This window comes from Acinetobacter sp. 802_lipA, assembly GCF_058242885.1.
On sequence record NZ_JBZAYP010000001.1, the window covers coordinates 141,429 to 167,757 of the forward strand.

Sequence of the window (26,329 nt, forward strand, 5' to 3'; positions counted from 1 at the left end):
TTGCACCAGCCTTTACACTTAAACAGTGCCATTAGCTCTCTACCATTCAAACGCTGAGAAACTTAAAGACATCAATAAAATATAAAGCCAGCTCTTTTCAAATATCTAACTTAATTTTCAAATCGGCTACATTTTGTGCACAGTTTTTGCTTGTATCTAAATATGCATAACGCATGATAAAACTTAAGCAAAACAAATAGAGGTGTGAGATGTACTTAAAAGACCATATCGTCCGCGTCGAAAATATAAAAATGCTGCAAGCAATGCATGCTGCAAAAATTGATCATAAAGTCATTGCCCTGTTCATGAGCTGTGAAGGGTTGCCATTACAAGCACACGATGTCAGCAGCATTCTAAATCACTACGACACACTAGGGAGTAAAAAGTTGCCGAGCAAAAAAGTTCAAGCCATGATTGAAGCTAAAAAACTAGGTATGGAAGATGACTCTCTACCTTGCCCCGTTTAAATTCTACTAGTCCAAAAAATACGGTGCATGCCGTATTTTTTTACCCTATATTCGCCACTGCGTTGCTTCACCCGTCTAGCGTTTACAAAGCACTTCTGCTTATTCAATTACACTGCAATTTACAACGCCTTTCTGAAATTTTAGCGTGTATAATTTGAGAAAATCCTGAGTTTCAAATTCATCTTATGTCGCTTCAAATTTTGCACAAACAACTTGATGAGAGCACGCCTTGTCCACTTTGTCAGGCGGCCATGTTTTGGGTGGATGCTGAACAATACGACAAAGAAATTAACTTTCATGAATGTAGCCACTGCCAACATCGTGTTTTTAGCAATTCCAATCTAAATTGCCACTGCGACAGTTGTTTAGCCCAGCGCAAAAAAATATTGAAAGAAACTCGTCAGCAAGAACAGCGCAAAACTAAAAATCAAAAAGACATTTATGAGTTTGAGCTGGGCCAGCTCAGTTTTATGCATAAATTATTTTTATTGGCTCTATTAGATGACTACGCACAAGAACATACACAACATCAAGAATTTATTGATTGGGAACAGATCAAATATTTTAGCATCACCCCCAATTATCTGTTTCAAAATAGTCTCGTCAAACAATTGGTAAAAGAACAAATCCTCGTTGCCAAAGATTTTGCCAGTGAAGCCCATCAGTATTATATTAATGTACGTTTGGACGGCTATTCTGAACCTAGCCTATTTAGTGTTACGCAGCAATTACGTTATTGGTTTTATGAAAATCTTAGCCTTGGTGTGCCTTTTAAGACCGCGGATGAAGTCAAAAATGCCTTGTACCAATTGCTCTATCAGGAAATTATCCAATTTATGCAGTTTTACTGCCGTACTTGGGGCATTCAAATTGCGGGAAATAACAGTTTCCAAGTGTTTTGTTATCGTTTACTCGATGTACTCGCAGTCGGACAAATTTATTATTTAATCCAAACTGCATTGGAGTATTTATATCAACGGAAAGCCTTACAACCCAGAAATGAAAACTTTATTAACACCAACTTGTTGAAAAAAACTTTACAACAATACCGTGAACGCAGTGTGGCTGAAAAATGGGAAACTTCAACGCTGCCTCGACCGCATAACCTACCATTCAGCAAAATGAGCGAAGTCTTATTTTTCCGCTTTTTAGGCTATGACGAAGCCATTTTCTTCCAGCCTGTCTCTCGTTCATGGCAAAAAATTGAACCACGTTTGAGTTTCTACTCACAAAAACGCTGTATGTACTGCGGTTCAAATGAGCTCACCGTAGATTATGATGCCGACCAATATGTGACTTTATTTTGTCGCAAATGTAAGCATCAAGACCACTATTTCACCAAATAAGGGCATCCACTATGACCCAGCTTTTAGACCTGTCCTTGCTTAACACAAAACAATCGATTCAAGACCAAACCGATGTCTTGGTGGCATATGTTGCTGAAGCTTGGACTGCCCTGCAAACGCAACAACCTTTGGTGCAATGTATCACCAACAGTGTTGCTGCCAATTATGCAGCCAACATTTTATTGGCTGCGGGCGCCTCACCTGCCATGATTGATAATCCCTTTGAAGCGGAAAGTTTCACCCGTATTAGTGCAGCGCTCAGTATTAACCTAGGTACGCCAACCTCTGAACAAATGCAAGCCATGCAAATCTCGGCACAAACCGCGCAGCAGCAAAACATTCCGTGGGTATTAGACCCTGTGGGATATGGACCATTTTTAAAATGGCGCTCTGAAATGGTAGATCAGCTTTTAGCTTTTCAACCTACCGCTATTCGTGGCAATGCATCGGAAATCAGCACACTTGCAGGGAACCAGATCGAAACCAAAGGCGTTGACAGTACGGCAAGCAGTGCCGATGTTTACCATCAAGCAAAAACACTTTTAGCGCAGGCTGAAGTCATTGCTATTTCTGGTGAGTCTGACTATATTCTCTCAAAACAACTTGATGCTGTGATCCAAGTCAATGGTGGTTCGCATTTACAACCTAAAGTTACTGCTACGGGTTGCGCCCTTGGTGCATTGATCGCAGCCTATAGCGCAGTCACTAATCCTGTCATTGCAGCGCTGTCTGCCCATGTCCACTTTGCCATTGCTGGGCAACTTGCTTATACCCGAAGCCAAAGCACAGGAAGTTTTAATGTAGCGTTTATGGATCACATTCATCAAATGAAAGCTGAAACCATTTATGAATATGCGGATATACAGCTTATCCGTACCTCAGCCTAAATAAAGTATGGCGAGAGTTTCTGCTTAAGCAACTTCTCGCCCTAAAAACACGTTCATCGCCGCTTCTAGCAGAGTCAACACATCTAATTTACAGATACACATCAAGCCCATACCAATAAAATAATCAGGCGTATGTTGCATATAAAAGTTGATATGACGACTGGCTCGATTTCGAAGTCGAATCAATTGTTCAGGCGTGGTCTGTGGAAGTACACATGGATGCACAAACACATCATCACTGCGCTGTTGCACATTCGCATGACGGTCTTGCATTAGATCAAGTACCTGTAAGTAATCCTCAGGCATTGGCACTTCTGCACGCGGATAAAAGCGTTTTGAACGTGAAGCAAACAGCCGATATACTTTTGGCTGCATCAAACTCGAAACAAACCATAACTGACGCGTAGGATATTTTAAACGATAACCTAAGGTCACTCGAATTGCAGATGAAAGTGTTCTGTTTTGATTTCGGTAGTCAGGTAAAAAAGCGGCACGCGAGCTAAGAATATATAAGGGTTGATGCGCTGTCTTAAGCTTCAAGATGGCAATAATATTTTGCCCAACTATTTTTCCGCGATGATAAAAACGAATAATTGGTAATGCCACTACATCAGGGTTATACAACAATTGATGCAGTTCTGCTGGGATTGCATTTGGGAAAATTTGTCGATCAAAAGTTTCAAGCTCTTCAAATAGAATTTGTTTTTTTCTACTGAAAGCTTTTTAAATCAATGACCTTTTCCAAAAGTTGCATGAAGTGTTTCCATTCTTATTTTAATCATTTGTTTTACTGCTATAGTCTAAATGCAATGCTTTGATGACCACAGGGATAGAAAAAACTGTCTTCACCAAACAGGTAATTTCAAGGACCAAATACGACAGCCCAATTGCGAGCATAGAATAACTGCTTTTTATTTAGGTGCATAGCGCTTATTTTATAAGCAGAAAAATGCCAGCACGAGGCTGACATTTTTCTCACAATCTAGTTTTGCAATGATTAAGCAGTACGATAGGTGATATTGACTGTCTTAATTCGATTTGAATCCAACTCAAGCACTTCAAAGTGAACACCACGGTAGTCCAGTTGAGTTCCAACGTGTACATCACCATGAGTTTTATCTAGGATTAAACCGGCAACACTAATATAGCCCGCATCTTCTTCAACCAAATCGATCATGCCAAGTTCTAGTTCAAGCTGATATAAATCCAGCATGCCTGTCGCCTTCCACGTCTGATCATCAACCTTCACCAAATCAAGTTGCTCATCGGCATCGGGGAATTCACCAGCAATCGCTTCAAATACGTCAAGCGGTGAAACAAGGCCCTGCACATTACCAAACTCATCGCTCACCAAGACCAATGAACCTTTAGACGTTCTTAGCGTATTTATCGCATCAATGACTTTCATTTTTTCAAAAATGTAAATTGGACGATGACGTTTGATCAGGTCTTTCAATTGCTCTTCATCATCTAAGACATCGAGCAATTCTTTGGCGCGCGCAATACTGATCACTTTATCCAAGCCACCGCGGCACACTGGAAATAAACTGTGCGGTACAGACAGTACCTGTTCACGAATTTTCTCAGGTGAATCATCAAGATTGACCCATGAAATTTGACTACGTGGTGTCATGATCGACGCGACTGACCGTTCAGCCAATGTCAGTACACCACCAATCATATAACGTTCTTCATCCGCAAAAGTTTCTTGCGCTTGAAGCTGATCAGGGTCTTCAGCTTGGAGCTTGCCACCCATGAGTTTTAAAATAGAATCCGCAGTACGATGACGCAGAGGAATTTTCGCTTCATGTTTTGCCGCATTGCGCTCACCAAATTGGTTAAAGGCTTCAATTGCAATGGCAACACCAATACCCGAATAGATATAACCTTTAGGAATGTGGAAGCCAAAACCTTCCGCAATCAGGCTGATACCAATCAACAGTAAGAAGCTTAAACACAAGATGACCACAGTCGGATGACGGTTTACAAAAGTCATTAATGGTTTCGACGCCAACAGCATGACCACCATTGCAACGACCATAGCCACCATCATCACATTAATGTTGTCGACCATACCAATCGCGGTAATCACCGAATCTAGTGAGAACACCGCATCAAGGATCACAATCTGTGCCACAACTGCGGTGAAACCTGCGTAGACCACATTGGTGGTCAGCTTAACTTCTGGCTTACCTTCAATTTTTTCATGCAATTCGGTAACGGCTTTATACACTAGGAATAAGCCACCAAATAAAAGAATCAAATCTCGCCCAGAGAATGTCCAATCCAATACAGTAATCAGCGGTCGAGTCAATGTAACTAACCAAGTGATGATAAACAGCAAGCCCAGACGCATTAAAAGTGCAAGCGACAGACCAATGACACGCGCTTTATCACGTTGCTCAGGAGGAAGTTTTTCGGCCAAAATGGCAATAAAGACTAGGTTATCAATACCTAAAACTATTTCTAATATAATAAGCGTAAGTAAACTTACCCATATTCCCGGATCTAATAAAAATTCCATTATTTTATTACTCCAGAATTATGTTTCTGTTTTAAAAGCATAGACCTGCACGGCGACGGATCCATATTTGTGACCTGTTCAACTAAAGATGAAATAATTATGCCTGAGATGTGTGGCTTGTAATAATTTTTTTATGGTTTTTAACAAAATTTTAATATTCGACCACTTATTATGCAAAAAATACATAAAAATATCGAAATCTCTGTTCGAAATTTTGTCACTTAATGCCAATTGTCGCATTCCATAAAGATTAGACTCGGCGGTCATTTTTTAGTTTTTCTAATAAAACACATCTTAAATAAAACCCAAATTATTGTTTTTATTTAATTATTTATTTTAATAATAGTTAAAAAATATCAATTCACTACAATTATGATTTTAATAAATGACACTTTTTGTTAAAAACACTAGTTCACAAATCCATTTTTTTCACTAAAATGAAACACGGCCAGCATTGTTGTAAAAGTGGTCAATTACCCAAACCAAGGATGCACGGATTGACAATCCGATCAAAGTAATCGAAGACAGGATTCATCGCTATGAACAATGAAAAAGCATTGACCTTCAATAAGACGTCAAAAATGCTTGCCAATACTAGCTATGAAGGCGCATATCTGCATTTGGACTCCTCATTTGATCAGCATCAAGTTAAAGTTGTGGTTTCGCATAATAACCAAAAGTTTGACATGCACTTGCCTATCGTTCTACAGGACGGTGTTCCCATGGCTAAACTCTCTTTGGATTCTCACCAGAATGCTGAAGTCGAAGATGAAGTTGTACAATTTGCACAAAGTATTGTGAGCTTCCATCAAGATAAAGACGGCTATACCCTGTCTCTTCTAAACAGCCACGCTTAACTTTTCTTGATTACTGGCAAAGGTTACCCTTAACAGATTTCCTTTATGAGGATAAATCCAGTAATTTTGTATTGATAAGTGTATGAGTGTTCACATAAAATGTGTTCAAATGATCTATAAAATAAAAATACGATTCACGGGGAATCCGTCACATGACCAAAAAGTACAGCAAGTTCCTACCAGGTTCTGAAGATTTTTCTTTAGAAAGTTTTCCATTTTACTGGGTAACTCAAGTACATGCACAGTATGTACTCAATGTCGATCACGCTTTAAAAAAGTATGGTTTAGATAACTCACGTCGTCGTATTTTACTGGCTCTAGATTCAAAGCCACATGCCAGTGTTTCTGATTTATCTGACATGGTGGTCTCTAAAATGTCGACAACCACCAAAATTGTTTATCGCTTAAAGGATGAAGGATTGGTTGAAACTTATTCTTGTGAAGACGATGCTCGTATCACCCGCGTCCTTCTCACCGAAAAAGGTGTTGAAATGACGAATAAGATCAATGATCTCACCAGTGTTGTACTTGAGCAATCATTTGAAGGCTTAACACCTTTGCAAATTGAAAAAATGATGGAAAGCTTAAAACACGTGTTTAAAAATTTAGCTCGCTAAACCGTTTAAAAGTCGAAAAAGTTGAGTTGGGGACTCTCTTTTTCGACTTTTATTTTCGGCACATGTGAACATTCAAACTCTTCAACAGGAAAGCCTTGTACAAAGGATTGAATATTCGGTGATTTCCAGCTGAGCCACTCCTCTAAGCGTTTATGTGGAATCACGATCACTGAGCGCTTCACATCACCCGGCTCATGAAACTCCCGCATCATTGGATGGTCTATGGCATCCATTGTAAGCATGGTGGCTGAACGTACTACCTCGCCTGCTATACGACAGATTTCATAAAGTGCAGCAACAAATATCACTTGCCCATCCTGTCGTCTAACACCCCATCTCTGCGGCTTTTGCTCTATATATTTGGACTCATAAAATTCAAAAACGGGAATCACCCCAAACTGATATTTTGAAGTCGCTTCAATAAAACTGGCCTTTTGCAGAAGTGTCTCACTTCGAGCATTATAAGTTTTGCTTGCAATACTCTTATCTTCTGCCCATTTCGGTATTAAACCAAAATGTACCTTACGCCACTCAAGACCTATATTTGATTTGAACAATAAAGGCAGCTCATAACCAGGATAGACTTCTTCGACATAATCAAACGGAATTTCAGGTAGACCAAACTGTTGTACTTGAGCAAGGGTTAGAGGTTTAAAATTAGCGCACATGGATTTTCATCCAACTTGATGGTTAACAATAGTATGACGAGCTTTATATAATGAATTGTATAAGGCTTTTATCCGCAGCGTCTAGCTGAAATACTTGTTTAGCCCTATGCTTAAACCCATTCATAGCTCTAAGCAAGCGCCAATCTATAGATCACTATTACCCAAAATTAAATCAGTCTTATTGTTTTCCTCCATAGACATAGTGCGACTTATTTCAGCCAATAAAAAAGCCTCCGAAGAGGCTTTTTTAGCTTTACAGATTAATCTCCTGTATAACCTTTTAACTTCAAGCGTGCAGCATGTAGAAGTGGTTCTGTATAACCTGATGGCTGCTCACCACCTTTAAACACAAGGTCATAGGCTGCTTTGTATGCATAACCATCGAAGCTTGGCGCCATAGGGGTGTAAAGTGGATCGTTTGCGTTTTGCTCATCTACGATTTTCGCCATACGCTGCATCACTTCTTCAACTTGCGCAGCAGATACGATGCCATGACGTAACCAGTTTGCAACGTGTTGAGATGAAATACGTAAAGTTGCACGGTCTTCCATTAAACCCACGTTATTGATGTCTGGAACTTTCGAACAACCTACACCCAAGTCAACCCAACGCACAACATAACCCAAGATCCCTTGAAGGTTATTTTCAAGCTCTTTGGTTTTCTCTTCTTCAGTCCAGTTGGTATCTGTCGCTAAAGGTGGTGTTAACAAATCATCTAATGATAAAGGCTCTGTATTCAATAATTCTTTTTGACGCTCAGACACGTTGCATTGGTGATAGTGAATCGCATGAATGACAGCACCAGATGGAGAAGGAACCCATGCACAGCTTGCGCCCGCTTCTGGATGTTCAATCTTGGTTTTGTACATGTCTAAAAGCATATCTGGTTTTGGCCACATGCCTTTACCAATTTGTGCTTTACCACGTAAGCCCGCTTGAAGACCGATCATCACATTACGATTTTCATATGCTGGGAACCAAATTTGTGATTTCACTTCACCCTTACGAACAAATGGACCTGCTTCCATAAAGGTATGGATTTCATCTCCTGTACGGTCCATGAAACCAGTGTTAATGAAGATGGTACGGTCTTTTGCTTGCGCAATACAGTTTTTCAAGTTTACAGATGTACGACGTTCTTCATCCATAATACCGATTTTTAACGTTTTCTCAGGTAAACCTAATGCTTGCTCTGCACGTTCAAATAATTCAACTGCAAAAGCAACTTCTTCAGGACCATGCATTTTTGGCTTAACGATGTACATAGAACCTTTACGGGAGTTCTTGTTTTCGTTTTCACCTTTAATGTCTGCAAAAGACAAAAGCGGAGTGATTAATGCATCCATGATACCTTCGTAAATTTCAGCACCATCTACCAAGATCGCAGGGTTGGTCATGAGGTGACCCACGTTACGAAGAAGCATCAATGAACGGCCATGAAGTTTCGTTTCACCACCAATCAAGTTTTTGTGCGTACGGTCTTTATTCAAAGTACGCGTAACGGTTTTACCATTTTTCTCGATAGACTCTGAAAGTGTACCTTTCATCAAACCTAACCAGTTACGGTAGCCTTCAACTTTCTCTTCTGCATCTACGGCAGCGATCGAATCTTCTAAATCCTGAATAGTCGTTACAGCAGCTTCAAGAACTAAATCTTTTACGCCAGCAGCATCTGTTTTACCAATTGGGCTGTTTGCATCAATTTCAATTACAACGTGTAAACCGTTGTTTAAAAGTACGATTTCTGTTGGTGCAGCTTCATCACCATTGAAACCGACAAATTGTGCTTCTTTAGCCAAAGTCGATGTCGAACCGTCTTTTAACGTCACAACCAACTTTTTGCCTTCAACTGCATATTTTATTGCTTCAGCATGCGAACCATTCGCTAATGGGAAGGTTTCATTTAAGAAGTTTTTAGCAAATGCAATAACTTTGTCGCCACGTACAGGGTTATAGCCTTTACCTTTTTCCGCGCCACCGTCTTCAGGGATCACGTCAAAACCGTAAAGTGCGTCGTATAAAGAGCCCCAACGCGCGTTTGCAGCATTTAAGCAGTAACGTGCATTACGCACAGGTACTACCAATTGCGCACCAGCCAATAATGCGATTTCTTCATCTACATTTTCTGTGCTGATTTGGAAATCTTCTACTTCTGGTACTAAGTAGCCAATTTCAGTAAGGAAAGCTTTGTAAGCTCCAAGTTCAAATTTGTTGTTGCGGTGCCATTCATCGATCTTCGCTTGAATGTCGTCACGCTTAGCCAATAGTGCTTTGTTCTTTGGGCTAAGATCGACAACGACTTGTTCAAAGTTTTTCCAGTAAGTTTCACTGTCCAAACCTGAACCTGGAAGTGCTTCATTTTCGATGAAATCGTAAAGTTCTTTAGCAATCGCTAACTTGCCTTTTTGAATACGTGCAGTCATTGTCTTTCCTGATATTGCTACTTTTTATACAAGAGATTCTAGTATACCGATTTAAACTTGGCTGAATAGTAATATCACCGTGCGAAATAGTGATCATTTTTTATTTAATAAAGTATACAAACTACCAAATAAAATACTGCTCAAGGCACAAGCATTATCAATTTACAAAATGCTCTTTAGTAGTTTATTAAGTTTTTGAAATGCCGAAATTAGACTTAAGTGCAGTTTTGTATATTTTTTACACTTAAAACCAATATTCTCCCTATTTTCAATCCTGATTAAGCCATGATTATTCAAAAAAGTCGATAAATTAATCGATGAAAATGCACATAAAAAAAGCACCCTTTTGGGTGCTTATATTTTTAAATTTCTTCTTGTTGTTTACTTGCTTCAGCTTGTATTTGTCGATGTGCTTCATTCAAGTAATCATCTGATTGCATTTCCAATAAACGTGAACGCGTGCGTTCAATTTCAAAGGCTAATTTATCACCAGAGTACAAATCAATAATTGTATCTTCTGAGGTTAAAATCAGTTTTACCCCACGGTCATAAAACTCATCGACCAGATAAATAAAACGACGTGTCCCTTCAGAAAGATAATCAGTCAAATGCGGAACATTACTCACCAATACAGTATTATAAATATTTGCAATTTCGATAAAGTCAGCAGGACTACGTGGTTTTAAACACAGCTCTGAATACTCACACCATAAAACATCTTCAGTATGCCCGACCGTTTCTACAATACGATTATTAATAATAATCGGCTCATCTGAAATGGTTTGAGTTTGTGTCAAGGCGCTAAAACGCTGTGCGATCCAACGTTGATGCTCATGTGTTAAAGGAGATTTAAAGAGTTGCGCTTGTTTTAAAACACGTAAACGGTAGTCCACGCCTGCATCTACATTTAAAATCACACACTGCTGTTTCACCATTTCAATGGTTGGAATGAAACGATCGCGGTGAATGCCGTTTTTATATAAACCATCTGGCACAATGTTTGAGGTTGCCACCAAGGTAATGCCACGTGCAAAAAGCTTTTGGAACAAATCACTAAGAATCATGGCATCCGTCACATTTGAGACGAAGAACTCATCGAAACAAATAACCACTGCTTCTTTATAAATTTGATCCGCAACCGCATCTAAAGGGTTACGCTGACCTGAAAGCTTGTTGAGCTCACGATGTACATGTTGCATAAAATGGTGAAAGTGCATCCGTGTTTTACGACGAAATGGAATTGAGTCATAAAACTGATCCATCAGCCATGTTTTACCACGGCCTACACCGCCCCACATATATACACCACGTGGAGAAGTTTGACGGCGGAAACGACGGAATGCTTTTTTAGATGCCTTAAAACGTTGAATTAATTCATGCCAAACGCGATCCAACTCATGAACGGCCTGAGCTTGTGCCTCATCAGACATGAACTGTCCGGATGCTAAGGCTTGCGCATAGCGCTCTGCAGGAGATAAAGGACTGAATGCGGTAGGTGAATTAAAATCTGACATATCATTTAATACTGTTTTTAGGCTATATCAATTATAGCGGAGTGGAAAAGTTAATATATAACACTTTGGCATAATTATGCTTAGGCTATTTCCCATATTGTCGTGGACTGTAACCAAACCACCGTTTAAATGCATGATTAAAGGCTGCAGGCTCCGAGTAACCCAATAACTCTGCAATCATTTCAATGGAATATTCCTGATATTCCATTAAATGTAGTGCACGATCTTTCATTAATTGCTCACGAATTTGTTTATAACTGCTATTTAACTGTTGCAACTGATGTCTTAAGGTTCGCTCTGGCAAATTCAAAGCTTGCGCGGTTTCAGCCATGGTCGGCAGTAAACCTCGTTGCAACTCCAAATAATCTTGTACACGTTGAATCAGACTCGGCTGCTCTGCTGTTTCTTCCAAACGCTGCAATTCCGCCTGACATTTGCCTGCATAAACGTTAAATGTCATCAAATCTGCTGAAGGAATCGGCACATTTAAAACCCATTCATCAAACCAAAATTCAGCTTGCTGCGTACCAAAACTCACTTGCTGACCATAAACCTGCTGATAGAGCACCAGTTTTTTCGCATCTTCAGGTCGTGCAACAGGTAAAGTAATTCGAATCTCAGGCATTTCCAGCCCAATCATCTTATAAATATCTTGTAAAAACTTATATGTTCCCGCTATTTCAGAATGTGCACGCAACTGACCCACAGGTGTTTGCAAGTCTCTCGGTAGATAACACAGTGCGACTTGATCATTTTGTTTTTTCAAACCCAATAAGCCACTCAAATGCGTCAAACTCTGATAGCGAATACCCTGTTCTAACGCGGTATGTGTCGTTGGACTGGTCATCAATAACATCAGTAAGGGGCCATATCCTGCCAAAACATAATGCTGACCAATAAACAAGCCTTGCTCAGGCTCAATATCCTCTGCAATGATTTTCAAAATATCCCACTCTAGAGCAGGATGAATGATCGCATTCGGATCAAGCGACTCCACACGTAAGCCAATGCTTTGTAACTTTTGATCGACTGCGACTCCTGCTTTACGCATTCCTTGAATCAAATACATCAAGCCAAGTACAGAACGTTTCATAATCAATTAAAAGCAAAATATTGGCCTATGTTTTACTACAGCCACCTAGCGCACAACAATTGCCGAATCTATCAATTTTCTTGTCAGGGCTATCATAGACCTTCTGGATAGTTGCTCTACAATAAAGTAAAACAAAAAGGAAAAAACAAATGCAGGCAGCAAATTCAACAACCCCTCAGGTAAAAATCGCCATTATTGGTGCAGGCTTTGGTGGTTTAGCGATGGCTATTCGTCTTTTACAAAACAATATTCGTGATTTTGTAATTTTAGAAAAAGCCAGTGAAATAGGGGGAACATGGCGTGAAAACCAATATCCGGGTGCTGCTTGTGATGTACAGTCACATCTCTATTCTTTGTCTTTTTCACCCAAGACCGACTGGTCTAAACGTTATGCTGAAGCACCTGAAATTTATCAATACATGCAAACACTTACCGCTGAACATCAATTGCAGCCTTATATCCGCTTTAACACCGAAGTGTGTGCTGCACATTACTTAGACAATCAGTGTTTATGGCAACTCACCCTTAATCAAAATGAAACTCTGACCGCTCAATTTGTTATTTTCGCATCTGGTCCACTGCATGTACCGCAAATTCCGTGTATTTCGGGTATCGAGAAATTTAAAGGCAAAGTTTTCCATTCATCACAGTGGGATCATAACTATGACCTCAGCAATAAAAATGTTGCCTCTATTGGCACTGGGGGTAGCGCGATTCAATATATTCCTGAAATTGCAGAAAAAGTGAAGCAACTATACGTACTACAAAGGACAGCTGCATGGGTTATTCCTCGGGATGAACGTCGTTATTTACCGATTGAGAAAACACTGTTTAATCGATTTGATTGGTTTCGAAAAATTCATCGAGCTCGTCTGTATTGGACAAATGAATCTCGTGTAGTTCCCATTATGAAACCAAAGGTCATGAAATATGCACAAAAACTAGCAGAAGCGTATATTCACCATCAAGTCAAAGACCCTGAAACCGCAGATAAGCTGATTCCCAACTATATTATGGGTTGTAAACGCATCTTGGTCTCCAACAAGTATTACCCAAGCTTTAACCGTAAAAATGTTGAATTGGTTACCGATGATATTTTGGAGTTAACTGAGGACAGTATCATCACCAAAGATGGAAAAAAGCGTCCTATTGATTGCCTCATCTATGGCACAGGTTTTGTGACTGACCCACGTATTTATCTTAAATCCTTTAGCTGTACAGGGCTGAATCATGTTGAGCTTACAGACGCGTGGAAAGATGGAGCCGAAAGCTTCTATGGGATTAGCACCAAAGGCTTCCCAAACTTATTTCAGCTTTTAGGGCCCAATACAGTCTTAGGTCATAACTCGGTTATTTTTATGATTGAGTCACAAGTAAATTACATTCTACAGCTCATCGAGATGGCACAAAAAATCCAATCTCAAGCAATCGTTGTGAAAGCAGATATTCAAGACCAATTTAATCAGCATTTACAAAGTCAATTTACAGATACCATTTGGCAATCTGGCTGTGTCAGCTGGTATCAACAAGCGGACGGGAAAAATTTCTCTTTATGGCCAAGCTATACATGGAAATATTGGCTAAAAACACGAAAAGCCAATCCAGCAGACTATCGTTTTTTAAATTCTAAGCAAGATAGTCAAGCAATAAGTTAAGATCGCGGTCATAATAAGTTAGTATTTTTTCACACTTTATTTGACATGCAATCGTTTTGGTTGATTTTTCAGCTTCTTATTTGTTTAGCACTTGGATTTGTTTTGGCGCGTCGTTTACCCAAATGGCTTGAACGACTTGCCTTTCAAATCCTCCCCTATTTTACTTATATTCTCTTAATCGCAATTGCGATTGAGTTTTCAACGACTTTGCATAACATTGCCCAACCTTGGCAGATACTCAATCATGCAGCGCTTTTAGCAGTGATGACCAGTATCGGTGCTTTTGTCTGTTGTTACATATTATTTAAACTTTTGGGCTACCAACCGAGTCATGGCAAAGTGTCCATGAGCCTTGTGAGCAAATCATTAATCAATATCAGTTATGCATTTATCGCACTGGCCTTGGGTTATGGCTTTGCAGAGCTATCTTCAAGTTTCGGCTATACCCTTCATATCAGCACATGGAACTTGTTACTGGTTTTTATGTTCCTGATCGGGCTTGATTTAGCCTATTCCCCACTAGATCGCTCATGGTTGAACTGGCAAATACTGCTCGTACCACTTGGTTGTATTCTGGGTTCAATTATCGGGGCGTTTGTAACGGCCTATTTTGTGCCGAGCATTCAACTAAAAGACCTGATTATGTTGTCTCAAGGTTATGGTTTCTACTCTATGACTGGCATTGTGGTCACGGAGTTAAAGAATGCACATTTAGGCAGTATTGCACTGATGAATGATTTGTTCAGAGAAATCTTTGCGATTATGTTTATGTACATTATTGGCTGGCGTTACCCTCGCTCTGCAATTTCATCTGCAGGAGCTACAGCAATGGATGTTACACTACCGATGGTCAAACAAGCCTGTGGGAATGACTTTATTCCACATGCCATGGTGAGCGGTTTCATCCTGTCAGTTTTGGCACCGATTGTTGTCAGTGTATTGGCTGCTCTGTAAAGTATAGCACTCTATTCAATGCAGTCTTTTTATTTTGCTGTTGCCACTTCGCTCACCAACAATTCTTTTAAGATTTAATCCATAAAAAAAGCCTTTCGAAAGAAAGGCTTTTTAAATTTCTAGTCGCTTAAAGCGTCGCTAAAATATCTTTGAGCATCTGACACGGATTTGCAGACTGCGTAATTGGTCGACCAATCACTAGATGTGTTGCACCGTCTAACATTGCTTGTTTTGGCGTTACGATACGTTTTTGGTCATCCGCACTTGAACCCTCAGGGCGAATGCCCGGCGTCACCAAGGCAAACTCTGAACCTAAAGTCTCACGCAGCATTTTTGCTTCTTGCGCTGAACATACCACACCATCTAAACCACTGTCTTTAGTCAGTTTTGCTAGACGCTTGACTTGTTCAAATGGTTCAATATCCAGACCAATATCGGCTAAATCTTCACGGCCCATTGAAGTTAACACCGTTACTGCAATCAGTTGAGTATTATAATTGCCAGCCTTTAAGCGCTCAACACAGGTTTCCATCATTTTACGGCCACCTGAAGCATGGACATTTACCATCCAAACCCCCATATCTGCAGCAGCACATACCGCTTGCGCAGTCGTATTTGGAATATCGTGAAATTTTAGATCTAGAAAGACTTCAAAGCCTTCACCATGTAAAGCTTTAACAATAGATGAGCCTTCATGGGTAAATAATTCTTTACCGACTTTTACACGGCATAATTGAGGGTCTAATTGCCCAGCAATTGTCATTGCGTCATAATGACTTTTTGCATCTAAGGCAACAATAATACTCATGGGGAGACCCTTCAAACTCACAAAATTATGGCATTATACGGATTAAGCCTAAAACGACCAAGACTATTTTTCTAAAAACCATTTAAAATTCAAACTAAGTTATTTATTCATATACTTTTTATATAGTTATCAATATTTTAAAGCACAATAAAAAACGCCTTTGGCTATATATCCAAAGGCGTTTAAATCAAACTTGCTTCAATACTTCCTAAGATAAAAATCTTACTTCATATTGTGGCTTAAAGCGGTGTAGATGGACGATCATTAGGATTGATGTCTAACACCGTTTTTTCATGTCTTGTATGTGCTGCAGCTTCAGCAGCAGCCAACTGAGCGGATTGAATCTGCTCTTTACGAAGGTGATCAATGTCTTTACGTAGTCGCTTAATTTCCCAACCTTTCTGGAATACACGAAATACCTGAACACCAATTAACAAACCCAACACAATCCCTAAAGCCATTGTCAATAATAACAATAGACCTAAACGCATTGCTGGAACCTGTATAAACAACAGATCAACGGTTAGCTCAGTTCCGTTTTGTAGTACCAAAGCTAGGCAGTAGCCAAACAGTACAATTAATAATGCGAATAATACGTAACGCATAAGCACCCCAATAAATTTTATTCGCCTGCAGTCTCATTTACTGCATCACGTAATGCTTTACCTGGTTTGAAGTGTGGAACAGCTTTAGCAGCCACTTCTACTGACTTACCCGTTTTAGGATTACGCCCAACACGAGGTTCACGGTGATGGAGTGCAAAACTACCAAAACCACGAATTTCAATACGATTATCAGAAGACAAAGATTCAATCATTTGATCAATCATAATCTTAACAGCTTCTTCCACTAATGGCTCTGCTAAGTGCGGGTTTTTAAGAGAAATACGCTCTATTAAGTCAGACTTATTAAGTGCTTCAGTAGTCATCTGCGACCTCTTTAATTATCAAGCTACCTTGTAGATAGATTGATAATAACCTGTTTAAATACAAAACGGTAGCGTAATAAGTGAATACTACGCTACCGTTTATTGTATTTGTGTAAAAAGTATTAGTTAACTTACATTAACAATACAATTCAAACATCTACTTAGTTGCCCATTTGAGCTTTGATCAAATCACCAATAGTCTTAGGACCATTGTCTTGACCAGTAGTTGCTGTCTTCAAGTTAGCAACTGCTTCTTTCTCTTCAGCTTCGTCTTTCGCTTTGATAGACAAGTTGATAGAGCGAGATTTACGATCTACGTTGATGATTTTCGCTTCAACTTCTTGACCAACTTCAAGGAACTTAGTTGCATCTTCAACGCGGTCGCGGTTGATTTCAGATGCTTTAAGAGTCGCTTCAACTTCGTCAGCTAACTTAAGTGTTGCGCCACGAGCGTCAACAGCAGTTACAGTACCTTTTACAAGCGCACCGCGTTCGTTAGCAGCTAAGAAATCGTTGAACGGATCGCTGTTCATTTGCTTGATACCAAGGCTGATACGGTTGCCTTCAGCGTCTACAGACAAGATAACCGCTTCAACTGTGTCACCTTTCTTGTAACGACGGATAGCTTCTTCGCCTTGTTCGTTCCAAGAAATATCAGACAAGTGAACTAGACCATCGATACCGCCTGGTAAACCGATGAAGATACCGAAGTCAGTGATTGACTTGATAGTACCTGAAACTTTTTCACCTTTGTCGTGGTTCTTAGCAAACTCTTCCCATGGGTTAGCACGAGTTTGTTTGATACCAAGAGAGATACGACGACGCTCTTCGTCAACTTCAAGAACCATAACATCAACTTCATCACCAATCTGAACAACTTTAGATGGGTGGATGTTTTTGTTAGTGTGATCCATTTCAGAAACGTGTACTAAACCTTCAACGCCTTCAGCGATTTCTGCGAAACAGCCGTAGTCAGTTAAGTTAGTTACGCGAGCTTTAACGATTGAACCTTTAGGGTAACGGTTCATGATCGCTAACCATGGATCTTCGCCTAATTGCTTAAGACCTAAAGATACGCGGTTACGTTCTTTGTCAAACTTAAGTACTTTAACAGTAACTTCTTGACCAACTTCAACAACTTCTGATGGGTGCTTGATACGCTTCCAAGCCATGTCAGTGATGTGAAGAAGACCATCAATACCGCCAAGGTCAACGAATGCACCGTAGTCAGTAAGATTTTTGATAGTACCAGTAACTGTTTGACCTTCTTCAAGCTGAGCAAGAAGAGCTTCACGGTCAGCTGAAGATTCAGCTTCCATAACAGCACGACGAGATACAACAACGTTGTTACGTTTAGCATCAAGTTTGATTACTTTAAATTCTAACTCTTTACCTTCTAAGTGAGTAGTATCACGAATAGGACGAGTATCAACTAAAGAACCTGGAAGGAACGCACGAACTGGACCGATGTCAACAGTGAAACCGCCTTTAACTTTACCAGAGATAACACCAGTAACGATTTCGCCGTCTTCAAAGATTTTTTCAAGTTTAGTCCAAGTTTCAGCACGTTTCGCTTTTTCACGTGATAAAACTGTTTGACCCATGCCGTTGTCAAGCGCTTCAACAACAACATCAACAGTGTCGCCAACTTGAACTTCAAGTTCGCGTTGTTCATTTAAGAATTCAGCGCGGTCAACAATACCTTCTGATTTAAGGCCAGTGTCAACTGTTACCCAATCAGAATCGATGTTTACTACAACGCCTTGGATGACAGCACCCTTTTCAACGTTGATGTTTAATTCGCTTTCTTCAAAGAGGGCTGCAAAAGATTCGGTCATGATATACCTGATAAAGTCAGCGGTCTTGGATCAGACAAGGCCGGTTTAGTTAAGCGTCTACATAGTCCATTTTGAACTGATCAAGCTATGCTTCTGCTGAATATAAAAATTCGTTAGTTTGCTAATTGCTTATCGATATAAGCCGTCATAAGCTGAAATACCTCATCAATGTTCAATTCAGAACTATCAATGATGTAGGCATCAGCTGCTGGTTTGAGTGGAGCAACTTTGCGCTCCATGTCACGTTTATCACGTGCCTCAATATTAGCTAAAATATCGTTTATTTTAGCATCCAGCCCCATACCCTGCAACTGCTTTACTCTGCGTTCAGCACGAGATTGGGCTGAAGCGGTTAAATAAATCTTGGCTTGAGCCTCTGGAAAGATAGATGTGGCCATGTCTCGACCATCTGCAACCAAGCCCGGTGCTTGTGCAAAAGCATGCTGGCGATCGACCAGTGCAGCTCTAAGCTCAGGAATTGTTGCAACTTTTGATGCAAACTCCCCAACCCGTTCAGTTCGAATGGTTTGACTAACATCCTCACCATTGAGCAAGACTTGTGTGCCTTGTGCGGAACTTAAAAATTGTATGTCTAAATGTTTAGCAATTTCGACACATTGACTCAGTTCGCTTGACAAAGCATCTAACAAATCTTGTTGATGCAATGACAGGCCCAACAAGCGATATAACGCTCCCGAATCAAGTAAATGAAATTGATAATGAGCTGCTATTTTCGCAGCCAGTGTGCCCTTACCCGAACCACTTGGACCATCAATTGTGATTATTTGAACTGTCATTGCTTACCCAAAGTTTGTTATACAGATTTAGCGAGTTTCGAAAAACCTAGTTTAATCGCAGATTTAAGCTGTGCAAGGATTAATTTACTTACAAAAGGTGCACGTGCCTGTAATTCAATCGTATAGGTCACTAAAGTTTTATTCGAGTCAATCGGCTCAAACTCAATAATACCCAAATGATGTTTGATGAGTGGATTTTTAATAATCTTGTATTCAATACGCTCATTCACATTCATTAATGTAATTTGCTCTTTCAACGGTTTAATTGGACCAAAACCCATACGACGTACAGAACCAAGTCCATCCGGACGTTCTGGATCTGCTGAATCTTTCACTCGCACCACTTGAACTGGTGCAAAAGCGACGTTATAGGTTGAGTGTTTAGAAAGTAAATCAAATACCTGCTCTACGGGTGCATTAAATTCTTTTTTAATCTGAATATTATTCATGGTGGTTCCAACGCCTTATTTGACAATAATTATTGTCATTTCATTTTACATGAAATTATTATTTTACGAATTCATTCATCCCTTTTCTTGTAGACGGGATAGTCGCTTTTGTTCGCGGCGCATTTTAAAAAAGTGACTGAGCTGCTGTGAGCATTGCTCATGTAAACAACCCGACTCAACCAAGAACTGATGATTATAATAGCCCGTTTCAAATAATTTACGTGCACTTATAAGAGAGCCCGCTTTCGGCTCTGTCGCACCAAATACTACTTTTGAAACGCGTGCATGCACCAAAGCACCTACACACATGGTACAAGGCTCAAGCGTCACATACATGACCGCATCATCAGGTAAACGATAATTTTGTGTATTTTGGCAAGCATCGCGAAGTGCTTGAACCTCAGCATGCGCGGTAGGGTCATTTAGCGTAATAGGCGCATTAAAGCCCGAACCAATAATTTTATTTTGACTTACAATCACTGCTCCAACAGGGACTTCACCTTTTGACGCTGCAATAGCAGCCTGATCTAAAGCAAGCTGCATCCATTCACTATCTGTTTTTAAAACATCAGTCATAAAGATTAGATTACATCGTAATGTTTAAGGAGTTCATTCCAGCTTTCAATGCTCGTTGTTGGTGGATTACTAGCGAAAATACCCTTCAAGCTGTTACTAGCCCCTTGTTTCCATGCTGGCGACAAGTCTTTATCCACTAAACGTGCACGCACACCCTCAACAAAGTCTGCATGACGAATTTTCCAGTCAGAAATTTGTGTCTCAAGCTCAAACACTTCATTCCATGAATGAACCTGCTTCCCCCACTGCCATAACAGCCATGTTAATGCTGCAGTTGTAGGCGAACCTTTTTGCAAGTTCTCACTGGCTTGACGAAGCCAATCGCTACGCGCATCACTTAAACCAACAATAGCATCATAATCATGCTCAAAGTTCACACCACGACATACACTATGAATCACATCCAACGAGTTTTGTAGTGGGCCTGGACCTACTGGGCGGTGCATACTATTTAAGGTATCATCAATCGCTCTAAAATCACCTGCTGGATAATGACTCCAGTCAATATTAATGACTTTCTCAAGCACCGTATTACGCTGTGCATCACAGATATGTGTTGCCCAACCAATACTATATGCGCCCGCAGCCGTCATGATTGAACCCGTTAAGCCCGTGAACAAACCAATTGCCCCACGATCCGCTAAGAAACGCGTTGCACCCACATCTGGGTACAAACCAATATTAATTTCAGGCATCGCTAAACGTGAATGCGGTGTCACCAAACGGAATGGCGCTGCCATAAACAGACCTAAACCACCACCCATGACATAACCTTCACCCCAGACCAAGACAGGCTTAGCATAGTTGTGTAGTAACAAATCTAAAGCATATTCTTGCTCAAAGAACTGATTGGCTGTTTCAACTTCATCGTTAATCACCAATTGACGAAGTTTACGTACATCACCACCCGCACAGAATGCTTTTGGTGTGGTTGAATCCAACCAAATGGCTTTTACTGCGTCATCGCTATGAAAATCTTGAAATACTTCAAATAAAGCTGAAACAATCGTTTCATCTAAAGCGTGAAGTGATTTTGGTCTATTCAGACGAACAATGCGCCAACCATTTTTTGCTTCTTCTACAATCAAATCTGGATGGTAGTTTTTAGAAACGGGAGAATATGTCATGCGTCCAGCTGCCAATCTATAGGCTCAATGCCATGTTGTTTAAGATAATTATTGGATTTTGAAAAAACTTTACAACCGAAGAATCCACCACGGTTTGCTGCCAAAGGTGACGGATGCGCCGCCTTTAACACCAAATGCTTTTCTTGATCAATCCGTTGTCCTTTCCGCTGCGCATATGCTCCCCAAAGAATAAAAACAATATGCTCACGCTGTTCATTTAAAACATCAATCACATGATCGGTAAAGTCTTCCCAACCTTGTTTTTGATGTGATGTAGGTTGACCAGCTTCAACGGTTAATACACTGTTCAACAGCAAAACGCCTTGCTGCGCCCAACGAGTTAAATCCCCATGTTTAGGAATATCAATTCCTAAATCTTTATTTAACTCATGGAAAATATTACGTAAAGATGGTGGTAAAGCAAGCCCCTTTTGCACAGAGAAACTGAGCCCATGTGCCTGATTCGGCCCATGATATGGGTCTTGTCCGAGTATTACCACTTTTACATTCGCCAAAGGCGTCGTATTAAATGCATTAAAAATCAGCGCATTTGGCGGATAAATCACTTTATTCGCTTTTATTTCTGTAACAAGAAACTGCTTTAACGCATCCATCTTAGTACTAAGCAAAAAGTCACTTAATCCATGTTTCCAACTGGCATCCAGCTGAATTTTATCAAGCTTGGTTTGCTGTTGTTCTGTTAAAGACATACTTGCGCCTTATTCCCTTACTGTATATTCCGTGACAAATTTCACAGTTTGACTTGCAATTCTACATTCGGATTGTGAAATTGGATACCTTCTTTTAATTTGGTATACATTTCAGTGTCCGCCCATTCCGCTTGGATTTGTTCTGAAAACTCGATCTGGCTTAAATCTAAAAGCCCCATCTGAGTATTTTCAATATCTTCAATAAAACTCTGTGCATAGCCCGTATCGGTCTCATGCACAATCACCGAGTACACTTCTACATCGCCTTCACCGTTTTGAGTCACGGTAGACGTGAGTACTTGTTGTGCAAGATAAAAGAAAATACGTGAAAATTGTTCAGCCGATGGCGAAACAGGCAGTGACACCCAACGCGCACTAAATGTTTTACATGCTTGGATATATTCTGGATCATCGTTTTGCCAAAAACAAATCGCATGATCAAAAGAGTCATAAAGGTCTTTAATCACCCCTTTCAGCAAGCCAAAGTCATAAACCATTTGACCATGATCTAATTTCGACGCTTTGAGGAGTAATTCAACTTTATAGCTGTGACCATGAATGGAGCGTTTACAACGATCCGATGTACAGTTACGTACAATATGGGCATTTTCAAACTTAAATAACTTACGAATTAACATATGCCGTAATGCAATCAAACTTTCTAAGAATTGACTTTAATTATAAAGCAAAAGTAAACCTATGCTCATTTATTTTATTATTCAATCCAATTGGTAAATCATATCAGTCTTATATCCACCATTTAAAACGGTGACATGCTCCGATAAGCCACATATACCATTTGATCTTTTCGCACCAAATCACTACTAAACTGACGCTTACGCTCATTCAACAAGATTTCAATTCTGGCTTTAAAATAGTTCGATTGAACTCCGAGAAAATCATTAACAGTAGCCCGCTGAGCTTCGTCCACTTGTTTAAACGGATCGACCTCCCACAGTTCATTAGCATTGGAAAAATACTCCAAATTGGCCTGTCTTTGCTTTTGTAAATTTTGAATAGCAGATACATCCAACTTAGGATCAATGCTGGCCAACACCAGCGCAGGTGCAGTATTTACATTCACCTTTAATTCATTACTCGGTAAAGCACTCACATAAGGTGCAATCAGTTGATAGTTACGCCCCTCAAACCCACGCACCAACTTCAACTGTTCAACATTATAAAAAGCACGATTTGATGTCAGATAACCCTGAGCTAAACTTTGATAATAAGCAGATTCAGCACCCATCGGCCCACTGACTTCATCATCTTCATCTTGCCAATCAATCACTGCTTCTGAAAGTTGCGCAGGCAACCCCACACGTACCAACAGCTTTTCAAACCAAAGTTTTGCAGCCTCATTCGGCTTTTTATCCGACTTAACTAAAGCATTTAAATTAAATTTACCCGATTCATCTTCTAAACGCCCAGAAACAAAACCATCTTCCACTGGAAAAGCAGGCATGGGCTTCGCCCAGGTTTCTTGTAGATGATCGACTTCTGCTGCATTTTGAGCATCATCCACCAACAACTCAGAAAAAAAAGCTTCAGCACTTTTTGCGTATAACAGAGCTTGGTTTTGTCGCATTAAATAAGCCGTACTCTCTGCGGTATTACGCTGATGTTTCGCAATCGTAGCCGCAAGGATAGTTGCTAAAGCCACCATCACCAAAATGGTGATCAATGCAATGCCATGCTGAGAGCGCTTCAAAACATCCACCTATTTACAACGAATACATTTAAGGAAAAATGGTTTTGCATAGAGTCCGTGAGTTTCATATCCTGCAACTTAATTTTTTTGTTTTAAAAAGTCTGTATTTAATAAACTAAACACCCATTCATAACTCACCTCATTGACAGTGAGGTTTATTTTTAAACCGCGCGGTAGTATTTTTGCCTGAGTCACATCATTTTCACTCAATGCCACCTCAGGCCATTGTGCCATTTCATTGGGATTGAGTAACATAATTTGAAATTGATCAACTGAATCAAGTAGAACACTGGTTTCAGGTTGATCATTACCTGTTTGATTTAAATTTTTATATTTATAACGGTACAGTTTTTTTTCATCTGCTTTATAAATATATTCAACTCGCTCTTCAGGCGGTATGCCTTGCATTAAAGGATCAGTCACGCCAGCTTTACTAAAGGTTAACTGACCATTTTGCAACATGACTGCGGGTTGAACCTGCCCCGCAACATTGGCAGTAATTGGTACAATTTGCACCGTGTCACGTAACACTTGTTGATATGCTTCTTGTAGTTGACCTAAGCGCTGTTCATGTTGGGTATTACGCTCTTTAATCTTGATCAGATAATCAAAAACCTTCCAACCCAAAGCTGAAAGCACAGCAAAAATCGCGATTGCCACCAATAACTCAACCAAAGTAAAGCCTGAGCGTTTTGTCATGGTTGGCTTCCATCACGATGGTTAAAAAAAACTAAACTCGTAACACCCGAATCTACTTTTCCAGTTTCAGTATTCACCAAGCTCACCTGTACATTGACGCGTTGCACATTAGTACTAATCGTTGCTTGCGCTGATTTATCAATTTGCCAAGTTTCACCTTGTTGGGTGATTTGTTTAGAGGCCGTGCCTTGTAGCCAATCACGATTGATTTCCATCATCGAAATTTCATTCAAGGCAACAAATTGTGCCTTGGTACGCAAGATGGCATGGGCTGTAGACTGAGTATATTGCATACCCACTTTGGTTAAAGCGACCGCTGCCGTAGCAAAAATAGCCAGCGCCACCATCACTTCCAGTAACGTAAATCCTGAGACACGGTTAACTCGAGCAAGGCCAAAAGCTATGCTTGAGGTACGAGAATTAATGAAATAGCATTTCATTCGAGCGCAAGCCGGCAGACTATTCTTTAAATCTTTAGCTCGCATTTATTTTACCCAAATGATCAATTTCAATTTCTGCACCCACGGGCTCATTGGCATAATAAAATTGAATACGAACAGGTTTGGCTTCGCCATTCCCCAACCAAATCAGTTTAGGTGCATTCTCTTGGGTTAAATCATCGTTTTGGGCTTGGGAAACATCATAGTCTAAGGATTGCACAGCAAAAGAAACATTTTTAGCTAACATTTGCTGCGGGAACTCATTATATTTTTGCCATTTTTGATGATTCAACATTACATTATTTTGTTGTTCTGCTTGCATGATGAGTTGTGGGTTTTTATATTCAACGACAGCATAAGAAAAATCAGCCACATCAGTCGCAGGATAGATTTCTAATGCCAAAACACGTGCTTGATCATTTGCCTCACGTGCAATTTTCTGTACATCCATGATAAAAAAATCACGGGCTTGCGCAGCTTTACGTTGGTCAACTCCATTGATATTTAACATCACCAATGATGCCAGAATGGCCATAATAACAATAACCACCATCAATTCAACCAGTGTAAATCCTTGAATCCTTGAAGGTGGTTTCTGTTTCATACATCCTATCCGCTAAGCAAGATATCCCGCTGCGCCCGTTTGTTTAGGCATCGCCAGAGCTTGGTCGATGTAGGCCACGCGCAAAGTATCGCGCGACCCCAAATATCGTTGATAAAAACTAGAGTTCAAAATCGCTGCGGCACCGTGCGTCAAAGACCAAATAGATGCTAAATAGTCACGTACTGTCATTTGACTCTCTATCGACTCCAAATACCGCTCGGTCATACGAATAATTAAACGCAGACGTTGCTTCCGAATTTGATAAAGTTCAGTAAACAACTGATAGATCCCAACACCTGTGGTGGATAATCGCTCTTCTATTTGGTGAAATAGCACCGTGCGTTCAGGATGATGCAAATGGTGTAACATAAAAAAAGCCAGATGTTCAGGGAACTGCTTATCTGTATCTTTAATCATTTCAAGCAACATCTGCTCATTACGAATAATGAGCAACATATACAGTTCATCTTTACTTTGAAAATGTTTATAAAGCGTACCTTTTGCTAGATCTAATTCCGCAGCCAATGCATCAAGGGTCATTCCTGCTTCGCCATTTTCTAAAAGTAACTGTTCAGCCACTTGGAAAATTAACGCTTCTCTTGCTCGAAACTGAGCCTGACGATCCATTTTCACCCTA

General features: G+C 40.1%; 28 protein-coding genes. 7 read left to right on the forward strand and 21 right to left on the reverse strand.

What is annotated here, in order from left to right:
* The first annotated feature begins 209 nt into the window (after positions 1-209).
* From AC4CU3_RS00700 to thiM, 3 genes are all read left to right on the forward strand, one after another.
* Positions 210-467 (forward strand): hypothetical protein, encoded by a 258-nt coding sequence (locus AC4CU3_RS00700; protein WP_078425034.1) that lies wholly within the window; start codon positions 210-212, stop codon positions 465-467.
* Positions 468-652: 185 nt separating this feature from the next.
* The gene (locus AC4CU3_RS00705; RefSeq protein WP_078425033.1) at positions 653-1,813 is read left to right on the forward strand and encodes a hypothetical protein; all 1,161 of its coding nucleotides are present in this window, start codon (positions 653-655) and stop codon (positions 1,811-1,813) included.
* Between the two features lie 11 nt (positions 1,814-1,824).
* Positions 1,825-2,700 (forward strand): hydroxyethylthiazole kinase, encoded by an 876-nt coding sequence (gene thiM, locus AC4CU3_RS00710; RefSeq protein ID WP_490737911.1) that lies wholly within the window; start codon positions 1,825-1,827, stop codon positions 2,698-2,700.
* 24 nt (positions 2,701-2,724) lie between these two features.
* On the opposite strand, the gene AC4CU3_RS00715 is transcribed toward thiM, so the two are convergent.
* Entirely contained in the window at positions 2,725-3,327 is a 603-nt protein-coding gene (locus AC4CU3_RS00715; RefSeq protein ID WP_490737912.1) for a hypothetical protein, read from the reverse strand.
* A gap of 370 nt (positions 3,328-3,697) precedes the next feature.
* Positions 3,698-5,224, reverse strand: coding sequence for a TerC family protein (locus AC4CU3_RS00720; protein WP_279744060.1), 1,527 nt, complete (start codon positions 5,222-5,224; stop codon positions 3,698-3,700).
* 539 nt (positions 5,225-5,763) lie between these two features.
* Here AC4CU3_RS00720 and AC4CU3_RS00725 point away from each other — a divergent pair.
* Positions 5,764-6,081 carry a hypothetical protein gene (locus tag AC4CU3_RS00725; RefSeq protein ID WP_332477361.1) on the forward strand — a complete coding sequence of 106 codons (318 nt, stop codon included), beginning with the start codon at positions 5,764-5,766 and terminating at the stop codon, positions 6,079-6,081.
* Between the two features lie 152 nt (positions 6,082-6,233).
* Positions 6,234-6,698, forward strand: coding sequence for a MarR family winged helix-turn-helix transcriptional regulator (locus tag AC4CU3_RS00730; protein ID WP_004696885.1), 465 nt, complete (start codon positions 6,234-6,236; stop codon positions 6,696-6,698).
* 5 nt (positions 6,699-6,703) lie between these two features.
* On the opposite strand, the gene AC4CU3_RS00735 is transcribed toward AC4CU3_RS00730, so the two are convergent.
* The 4 genes from AC4CU3_RS00735 to AC4CU3_RS00750 form a co-directional block, all read right to left on the reverse strand.
* Positions 6,704-7,366 (reverse strand): SOS response-associated peptidase family protein, encoded by a 663-nt coding sequence (locus AC4CU3_RS00735; protein ID WP_335998243.1) that lies wholly within the window; start codon positions 7,364-7,366, stop codon positions 6,704-6,706.
* A 260-nt stretch (positions 7,367-7,626) separates the two neighbouring features.
* Positions 7,627-9,789: a malate synthase G gene (locus tag AC4CU3_RS00740; protein WP_178927940.1), complete on the reverse strand. Its 2,163-nt coding sequence runs from the start codon at positions 9,787-9,789 to the stop codon at positions 7,627-7,629.
* Positions 9,790-10,151: 362 nt separating this feature from the next.
* Positions 10,152-11,303, reverse strand: a complete 1,152-nt coding sequence (zapE, locus tag AC4CU3_RS00745; protein WP_490737913.1) for a cell division protein ZapE — start codon at positions 11,301-11,303, stop codon at positions 10,152-10,154.
* Between the two features lie 85 nt (positions 11,304-11,388).
* Positions 11,389-12,396 (reverse strand): AraC family transcriptional regulator, encoded by a 1,008-nt coding sequence (locus tag AC4CU3_RS00750; protein WP_004696875.1) that lies wholly within the window; start codon positions 12,394-12,396, stop codon positions 11,389-11,391.
* Positions 12,397-12,545: 149 nt separating this feature from the next.
* On the opposite strand from AC4CU3_RS00750, the gene AC4CU3_RS00755 reads away from it, so the two are divergent.
* A complete protein-coding gene (locus AC4CU3_RS00755) occupies positions 12,546-14,051 on the forward strand; it encodes a flavin-containing monooxygenase (protein ID WP_490737914.1) in 1,506 nt (501 codons plus the stop codon).
* Between the two features lie 45 nt (positions 14,052-14,096).
* Positions 14,097-15,005, forward strand: coding sequence for a LysO family transporter (locus AC4CU3_RS00760; RefSeq protein WP_159151530.1), 909 nt, complete (start codon positions 14,097-14,099; stop codon positions 15,003-15,005).
* A gap of 127 nt (positions 15,006-15,132) precedes the next feature.
* On the opposite strand, the gene pyrF is transcribed toward AC4CU3_RS00760, so the two are convergent.
* The 15 genes from pyrF to AC4CU3_RS00835 form a co-directional block, all read right to left on the reverse strand.
* Entirely contained in the window at positions 15,133-15,813 is a 681-nt protein-coding gene (gene pyrF, locus AC4CU3_RS00765) for an orotidine-5'-phosphate decarboxylase (RefSeq protein WP_004696869.1), read from the reverse strand.
* A 239-nt stretch (positions 15,814-16,052) separates the two neighbouring features.
* Complete coding sequence (locus AC4CU3_RS00770) at positions 16,053-16,418, reverse strand: lipopolysaccharide assembly protein LapA domain-containing protein (RefSeq protein ID WP_004696867.1); 366 nt, start codon at positions 16,416-16,418, stop codon at positions 16,053-16,055.
* Between the two features lie 17 nt (positions 16,419-16,435).
* On the reverse strand, positions 16,436-16,741 hold the full coding sequence (locus tag AC4CU3_RS00775) for an integration host factor subunit beta (protein ID WP_114837717.1): 306 nt from the start codon (positions 16,739-16,741) through the stop codon (positions 16,436-16,438).
* Between the two features lie 161 nt (positions 16,742-16,902).
* Entirely contained in the window at positions 16,903-18,579 is a 1,677-nt protein-coding gene (gene rpsA / locus AC4CU3_RS00780) for a 30S ribosomal protein S1 (RefSeq protein ID WP_159151531.1), read from the reverse strand.
* Positions 18,580-18,692: 113 nt separating this feature from the next.
* Positions 18,693-19,376, reverse strand: a complete 684-nt coding sequence (cmk, locus tag AC4CU3_RS00785) for a (d)CMP kinase (protein ID WP_348929048.1) — start codon at positions 19,374-19,376, stop codon at positions 18,693-18,695.
* A 17-nt stretch (positions 19,377-19,393) separates the two neighbouring features.
* Complete coding sequence (locus tag AC4CU3_RS00790; protein ID WP_490737915.1) at positions 19,394-19,825, reverse strand: SRPBCC family protein; 432 nt, start codon at positions 19,823-19,825, stop codon at positions 19,394-19,396.
* Between the two features lie 75 nt (positions 19,826-19,900).
* Positions 19,901-20,401, reverse strand: a complete 501-nt coding sequence (tadA, locus tag AC4CU3_RS00795) for a tRNA adenosine(34) deaminase TadA (RefSeq protein ID WP_490737916.1) — start codon at positions 20,399-20,401, stop codon at positions 19,901-19,903.
* Positions 20,402-20,406: 5 nt separating this feature from the next.
* Positions 20,407-21,528 carry an enoyl-CoA hydratase/isomerase family protein gene (locus tag AC4CU3_RS00800; protein WP_490737917.1) on the reverse strand — a complete coding sequence of 374 codons (1,122 nt, stop codon included), beginning with the start codon at positions 21,526-21,528 and terminating at the stop codon, positions 20,407-20,409.
* On the reverse strand, positions 21,525-22,238 hold the full coding sequence (ung, locus tag AC4CU3_RS00805) for a uracil-DNA glycosylase (RefSeq protein ID WP_004696856.1): 714 nt from the start codon (positions 22,236-22,238) through the stop codon (positions 21,525-21,527). The genes AC4CU3_RS00800 and ung overlap by 4 nt, the downstream gene beginning before the upstream one ends.
* A gap of 41 nt (positions 22,239-22,279) precedes the next feature.
* Positions 22,280-22,876, reverse strand: coding sequence for a 6-pyruvoyl trahydropterin synthase family protein (locus AC4CU3_RS00810; RefSeq protein ID WP_278344805.1), 597 nt, complete (start codon positions 22,874-22,876; stop codon positions 22,280-22,282).
* Between the two features lie 122 nt (positions 22,877-22,998).
* The gene (gene gspK, locus AC4CU3_RS00815; RefSeq protein ID WP_490737918.1) at positions 22,999-23,949 is read right to left on the reverse strand and encodes a type II secretion system minor pseudopilin GspK; all 951 of its coding nucleotides are present in this window, start codon (positions 23,947-23,949) and stop codon (positions 22,999-23,001) included.
* A 78-nt stretch (positions 23,950-24,027) separates the two neighbouring features.
* Positions 24,028-24,648 (reverse strand): type II secretion system minor pseudopilin GspJ, encoded by a 621-nt coding sequence (gene gspJ / locus AC4CU3_RS00820; protein ID WP_178927931.1) that lies wholly within the window; start codon positions 24,646-24,648, stop codon positions 24,028-24,030.
* A complete protein-coding gene (gspI, locus tag AC4CU3_RS00825) occupies positions 24,645-25,088 on the reverse strand; it encodes a type II secretion system minor pseudopilin GspI (protein WP_373863453.1) in 444 nt (147 codons plus the stop codon). Before gspI ends, gspJ begins: the two co-directional genes overlap by 4 nt.
* A 34-nt stretch (positions 25,089-25,122) precedes the next feature.
* Entirely contained in the window at positions 25,123-25,692 is a 570-nt protein-coding gene (locus AC4CU3_RS00830; RefSeq protein WP_078388685.1) for a type II secretion system protein, read from the reverse strand.
* Between the two features lie 12 nt (positions 25,693-25,704).
* Positions 25,705-26,319, reverse strand: a complete 615-nt coding sequence (locus AC4CU3_RS00835; RefSeq protein ID WP_114836892.1) for a TetR/AcrR family transcriptional regulator — start codon at positions 26,317-26,319, stop codon at positions 25,705-25,707.
* Positions 26,320-26,329: the final 10 nt, after the last annotated feature.

What these genes read in the sequence shown, in the direction of transcription:
- AC4CU3_RS00700 (WP_078425034.1), top strand. Translation starts at nt 210, where the DNA reads ATGTACTTAAAAGACCATATCGTCCGCGTCGAAAATATAAAAATGCTG.
- AC4CU3_RS00705 (WP_078425033.1), top strand. Translation starts at nt 653, where the DNA reads ATGTCGCTTCAAATTTTGCACAAACAACTTGATGAGAGCACGCCTTGT.
- thiM (WP_490737911.1), top strand. Translation starts at nt 1,825, where the DNA reads ATGACCCAGCTTTTAGACCTGTCCTTGCTTAACACAAAACAATCGATT.
- AC4CU3_RS00720 (WP_279744060.1), bottom strand. Translation starts at nt 5,224, where the DNA reads ATGGAATTTTTATTAGATCCGGGAATATGGGTAAGTTTACTTACGCTT.
- AC4CU3_RS00725 (WP_332477361.1), top strand. Translation starts at nt 5,764, where the DNA reads ATGAACAATGAAAAAGCATTGACCTTCAATAAGACGTCAAAAATGCTT.
- AC4CU3_RS00730 (WP_004696885.1), top strand. Translation starts at nt 6,234, where the DNA reads ATGACCAAAAAGTACAGCAAGTTCCTACCAGGTTCTGAAGATTTTTCT.
- AC4CU3_RS00735 (WP_335998243.1), bottom strand. Translation starts at nt 7,366, where the DNA reads ATGTGCGCTAATTTTAAACCTCTAACCCTTGCTCAAGTACAACAGTTT.
- AC4CU3_RS00740 (WP_178927940.1), bottom strand. Translation starts at nt 9,789, where the DNA reads ATGACTGCACGTATTCAAAAAGGCAAGTTAGCGATTGCTAAAGAACTT.
- zapE (WP_490737913.1), bottom strand. Translation starts at nt 11,303, where the DNA reads ATGTCAGATTTTAATTCACCTACCGCATTCAGTCCTTTATCTCCTGCA.
- AC4CU3_RS00750 (WP_004696875.1), bottom strand. Translation starts at nt 12,396, where the DNA reads ATGAAACGTTCTGTACTTGGCTTGATGTATTTGATTCAAGGAATGCGT.
- AC4CU3_RS00755 (WP_490737914.1), top strand. Translation starts at nt 12,546, where the DNA reads ATGCAGGCAGCAAATTCAACAACCCCTCAGGTAAAAATCGCCATTATT.
- AC4CU3_RS00760 (WP_159151530.1), top strand. Translation starts at nt 14,097, where the DNA reads ATGCAATCGTTTTGGTTGATTTTTCAGCTTCTTATTTGTTTAGCACTT.
- pyrF (WP_004696869.1), bottom strand. Translation starts at nt 15,813, where the DNA reads ATGAGTATTATTGTTGCCTTAGATGCAAAAAGTCATTATGACGCAATG.
- AC4CU3_RS00770 (WP_004696867.1), bottom strand. Translation starts at nt 16,418, where the DNA reads ATGCGTTACGTATTATTCGCATTATTAATTGTACTGTTTGGCTACTGC.
- AC4CU3_RS00775 (WP_114837717.1), bottom strand. Translation starts at nt 16,741, where the DNA reads ATGACTACTGAAGCACTTAATAAGTCTGACTTAATAGAGCGTATTTCT.
- rpsA (WP_159151531.1), bottom strand. Translation starts at nt 18,579, where the DNA reads ATGACCGAATCTTTTGCAGCCCTCTTTGAAGAAAGCGAATTAAACATC.
- cmk (WP_348929048.1), bottom strand. Translation starts at nt 19,376, where the DNA reads ATGACAGTTCAAATAATCACAATTGATGGTCCAAGTGGTTCGGGTAAG.
- AC4CU3_RS00790 (WP_490737915.1), bottom strand. Translation starts at nt 19,825, where the DNA reads ATGAATAATATTCAGATTAAAAAAGAATTTAATGCACCCGTAGAGCAG.
- tadA (WP_490737916.1), bottom strand. Translation starts at nt 20,401, where the DNA reads ATGACTGATGTTTTAAAAACAGATAGTGAATGGATGCAGCTTGCTTTA.
- AC4CU3_RS00800 (WP_490737917.1), bottom strand. Translation starts at nt 21,528, where the DNA reads ATGACATATTCTCCCGTTTCTAAAAACTACCATCCAGATTTGATTGTA.
- ung (WP_004696856.1), bottom strand. Translation starts at nt 22,238, where the DNA reads ATGTCTTTAACAGAACAACAGCAAACCAAGCTTGATAAAATTCAGCTG.
- AC4CU3_RS00810 (WP_278344805.1), bottom strand. Translation starts at nt 22,876, where the DNA reads ATGTTAATTCGTAAGTTATTTAAGTTTGAAAATGCCCATATTGTACGT.
- gspJ (WP_178927931.1), bottom strand. Translation starts at nt 24,648, where the DNA reads ATGACAAAACGCTCAGGCTTTACTTTGGTTGAGTTATTGGTGGCAATC.
- gspI (WP_373863453.1), bottom strand. Translation starts at nt 25,088, where the DNA reads ATGAAATGCTATTTCATTAATTCTCGTACCTCAAGCATAGCTTTTGGC.
- AC4CU3_RS00830 (WP_078388685.1), bottom strand. Translation starts at nt 25,692, where the DNA reads ATGAAACAGAAACCACCTTCAAGGATTCAAGGATTTACACTGGTTGAA.
- AC4CU3_RS00835 (WP_114836892.1), bottom strand. Translation starts at nt 26,319, where the DNA reads ATGGATCGTCAGGCTCAGTTTCGAGCAAGAGAAGCGTTAATTTTCCAA.